The organism is uncultured Maribacter sp., from assembly GCF_947496775.1.
Taxonomy (GTDB): Bacteria; Bacteroidota; Bacteroidia; order Flavobacteriales; family Flavobacteriaceae; genus Maribacter_B.
Window position 1 is genome coordinate 1 of record NZ_CANMDU010000033.1, and the last position, 2,344, is coordinate 2,344.

General features: G+C 28.3%; 2 protein-coding genes. Both read right to left on the reverse strand.

The window, feature by feature from the left end:
• Positions 1-105: 105 nt before the first annotated feature.
• Positions 106-1,413, reverse strand: a complete 1,308-nt coding sequence (locus Q0856_RS17890; RefSeq protein WP_298507191.1) for a CoF synthetase — start codon at positions 1,411-1,413, stop codon at positions 106-108.
• A gap of 13 nt (positions 1,414-1,426) precedes the next feature.
• A complete protein-coding gene (locus Q0856_RS17895; RefSeq protein ID WP_298507192.1) occupies positions 1,427-2,086 on the reverse strand; it encodes an acetyltransferase in 660 nt (219 codons plus the stop codon).
• Positions 2,087-2,344 lie beyond the last annotated feature (258 nt).

A 2,344-nucleotide genomic window follows, 5' to 3' on the forward strand; every position in this document is an offset into this window, starting at 1 on the left:
CGTTGACTCCGCTTCTTCCTTGGTTTCTCTGAATACTTCATAAATAAGTTGAATTTGTGTCAACTTATTTTAGGACGAGACATTTTTTTAAAATAAAAAGCTCAACTACATATAAAGATTCTTTACTTTTTTTCTCTTACCCGAAGACAATAAAGGTATTTCATTAACATAAGAAAATTTTATAATTGCTTCTTGCCCTAAAATGTTCTTATAAAATATTACAGCCTCTTTTTCTTTAACATCTTCTGCTTTTCCATTTAAACGGAATAAATAATCTCTCTGTGAAGTTTGAACAAATTGAAACTGTTTAATTTTTCCAAAACCTAGTATTCTATAGAAAATAAATGGAGAAACCATTTTACCTTCAACATCATATATCATATCCATCTTCCTGCCATATATTTTTGAAAATACTGGATAATTACCATCTACTTCTTCATAAATAGCCATATCACCCGTATCATAACGTATCATAGGCATTGCATAATTAAACAAATCCGTCACAACAATTCTTCCTACTTCTCCTGTTGCTACATGATTATTAGATTCTTTATCTAAAACTTCAATAAAATAACTAGCGTGATTAATTTTATACTTACCATCACTATCTTTAGTTTGTTGCGCAAGAATTCCGTTTTCCTGATTTGAATATCTTTCAAAAACAGGAGCTTTAAAAATTCTTTCAATATTTTCTCTATCATTCTCATCTAAGCTTTCTGAAGATGTTATAATAGATTTAATATTTTTAATAAAAGGTTCTTCTATGTGTTTTTCTAGATAAACACACATTTCAGCCATAAAAGAAGGGTAACATAAAATTATTTTGTTTGATTTATCACGCATAATTTTAGCAGTAAGTTTACTTATGGCTCCTTCAGAATTATTCATAACATCATGAACTAAAATATTTTGCAAAAATTTAAGAATTTTGCTTTTAGCATTAGAATAATCCCAAAGCTTTATGTATACTAACTTATTTCCTATATAAGCATTTGCCTCCTTAGCAAAATAAATTACATCTGCTGAATTCCTGTTTTTTTTATTTTTATTTTGAAATATTGTAAATGGTATTCCCGTAGAGCCACTACTTGAAGCACTATAAAGCTTTTCTAACCTATAAATATTTGACTTAAAATCTATAAAATTGTTTAATATTACATTTTTGTTGATAATCGGAAAATCGTAAATGTTTTTATAATTGTCATAGGTTTTATAAAATTTAGTTGTACTTGTTGCATGTTTTAACAGCTTGTACAAACTTGCTCTTCTAATTTCATCATTTTTTTTTGATTTTTTAGATAAAATTCTTTCAATAGTCTTATAATTTTTTCCTATAGGTTTTCCTTTCAAAAAGTCTAAACTCCAAAAAATAATTCTTCGTAAATATTCTAATAAAAAAATTATTAATCTCATATGCTATGATAAATTACAAATAAGGGGTATTAATTTTTCTATCCCCAATTTTCTTACCTGGATTACCATAATAAACAGATAAGCTTTGACAGTCTTTATTGATTAAACTACTTGCTCCAATTACAGTATATTTTGATATAGTAATGCCATGAATAATTGTAGCACTAATAGATATTGCGGATAATTCCCCAATATTTACGTTACCTCCTAAAGTTACATTTGGAGACAAACTTGAAAATGCTTCTAACCTACAATCATGACCAACACTTGCCCTAGTATTTATTATTGTAAAATCTTCAATAGTTGAATCACTATTAATTACTACTCCGCCCATAACTGCAATGCCCTGACCTAATTTAACTTCTTTTCCTATTATCGCAAACGGATGAATAGCAGAAGCAAATTTAATATCTGGGAATATAGCTGTGATTTTTTCTTTTATAATTTTTCGGGTATAATTGTCCCCAATAGCAATGAATAATTCCAAATCTGGATAGGACTGTCTAAGCTCCATTATATTCTTTTCATCCCCTAAAACAGAGTAACCAAAAGTGCTCTCTCCCTTGGCTCTATTGGAATCTAATAGCCCTATAATTTTATAACTGAGTCTTTCAAAAATATCAATAACAACCTTAGCATGCCCAGAACTACCGAAGATTAGAACTTTTTTCATAATATTAATTTAGAAAAATATTAACGAAATTAACTGGTTTTCACGCTCATCTTTCTAATATTGGCTATTTTTAACAAACGATAATACTCCTTTTTAATTGTTTAAAGCTCCTTATCCTTATTCCCATAAATGGTTTAAATAGGGGGAATGCCAGTAATGCTTAACGCATAAAGTAAAACTATGAGTCGTCCTAAAATAGGTTGACAATTTATTAAATAATTAAATTAATCCAGCGAAGCTAGCTTCGCTGGATTTTTT